Source organism: Tautonia rosea (assembly GCF_012958305.1).
In the GTDB taxonomy this organism is placed as follows: domain Bacteria; phylum Planctomycetota; class Planctomycetia; order Isosphaerales; family Isosphaeraceae; genus Tautonia; species Tautonia rosea.
Genome location: NZ_JABBYO010000044.1, coordinates 1 through 1,741 on the forward strand (window position 1 = coordinate 1; position 1,741 = coordinate 1,741).

A 1,741-nucleotide genomic window follows, 5' to 3' on the forward strand; every position below is an offset into this window, starting at 1 on the left:
CCCGCCGCGGCGGGCCCTGCTCAGGCCGAGGCCGCAGGTGGGGATGAGGCGGGCTTTGGCCTACGACAAATGACGATATTCAGAATGTCCCCGTTTTCGGCCCCCTGGGCTTGGACCTCCTTCGGGCCGGTTTGTCGTGGGGACGACAACCTCAACCGAAGAAGTTTCAAGCCCTTATGTCAATGAATTATCGGACACCCTCAACGTGCCGTTGTCCGGGCCACCCCGCGGTGGCTGGGATCATCCTGACCCCGGCGGGCGGGCGGAAGGCTCTCGACTCACGGACTGGGGTCAGGATGACCCTAGCCACCCCGCCGCATATTGTCGTTTTACGCCGTCTTCCCACTTTCCCGAATCGTACTTCATCGGAATTTGTGGATAACAGACCGACATCCCTTCCACGAACTGCTTGAAGGTAAGGCCTAACTTTGTGACGGTTCGGTATTCGTCAATCTCGACAAGCTGCCAGTCGTCGCCGGTATCGAAGCCGTAAGCCGTACCCATGCTTTCCCAACCAAAAATCAGTATGTCTCCTTTGGCTCCTTGATCGTAGATTTGCCGATCTTGGAAGTAGTCATGTTCCGCACTTACCAATCGATCTTCAAAAACAAAATGCTCTCCCTTGTCAATCAACGGTCCTGTGCCGCGCTCACGAAGGAATCGAAGGTACTCGTCGGGGCAGGAAGGGTGAGCATCGCTCACGGCTTGAACTTCAGAATCGCTACGGGGTGTGAGCGATGCAAACAGTTGACCATGTTCCGGCCGCAAAGATTCAAGATGTTCGTACATCGTCCGTTCTCCTAATTTCGTGGTAACGGCGTTGGAAAGACCGTTTGAGTTGGGCTGCCTGAACCGTGAATGCCCGGTTGATGAACATTGCGATACGCGGGATGGATGTTCCACCATTTATTTGGGCCGCCGTACCGAGACGGAATAATGTGGTGCGCCTGCGCACCTTGCGGCCAGCTTTGCCCCGTGTTGCGTTCCCACGCTTCAATCATCGTGGACCGACTGTCACGATATTCAGCCTGCAACCTTCTGTAGACGTCGTCCGAGACCGGCTGACGATGATTGACTTGTCGTATCTGATTAGAGAGTTGCCGCCTTTGAACGCTCGGGATACTACGCCGCGTGTGAGCTTCGACGTCACGGATGACGGCACGATAGTCACTTGAGATTCGTGACCACGCTGTTCTGTTTGGGGCGATGGTCACCGTGTCGAAACGGCTGACGAGTTGGTTGCTCGGGAGGACGTCGATCCGGGTCGTGACCGTGCAGCTCTCGGCGTGGCGGGCGTCGGCTCGGGCGGCCACCCGGTCGGCCAGGGGAGCCCGAGCCCGCGAGCCGCCTCGGGCGAGCGTAACCGCCTCGTCGGTGTATTTCAACGCGCCGATCACCGGGAAGACGCCGACCAGATCGAGCCCGGTCTGACCGGCATGCTGCCACGACCATTCCCAGTGCGTCACGTCGTAGGACAGATCGCGGATGTCGCCGGGCAGATCCACGCCGATGAGCCCCGTGCCGATCTGCCCGGCCGTGCCGAGGACCGTGACCTCGTCCGAGTAATGGCCCAGGATGAGCTGTTCGCCCGACCGATACGTGTAGTCCCACGCCGAGGAGGCCTGCTCTCCGACCCATTCGGCCTGCCGACTGATCCAGGAGCCGATGCCTCGCAACCCGTCGGGATCGACGAAGTTCGTCGGGCCGTTGCCGACGTAGCGGTAGAGGTTCGGGTCGCCGG

2 protein-coding genes are annotated in these 1,741 nt (G+C 59.6%); both read right to left on the bottom strand.

Translation table 11 applies throughout. The annotated features are described in order from the left end of the window. Positions 1-291: 291 nt before the first annotated feature. Complete coding sequence (locus HG800_RS26745; protein ID WP_152052057.1) at positions 292-789, bottom strand: hypothetical protein; 498 nt, start codon at positions 787-789, stop codon at positions 292-294. An 11-nt stretch (positions 790-800) separates the two neighbouring features. Next, positions 801-1,741 (bottom strand): hypothetical protein (locus HG800_RS26750; RefSeq protein ID WP_169981440.1); only part of this gene is annotated, 941 nt, incomplete at its 5' end.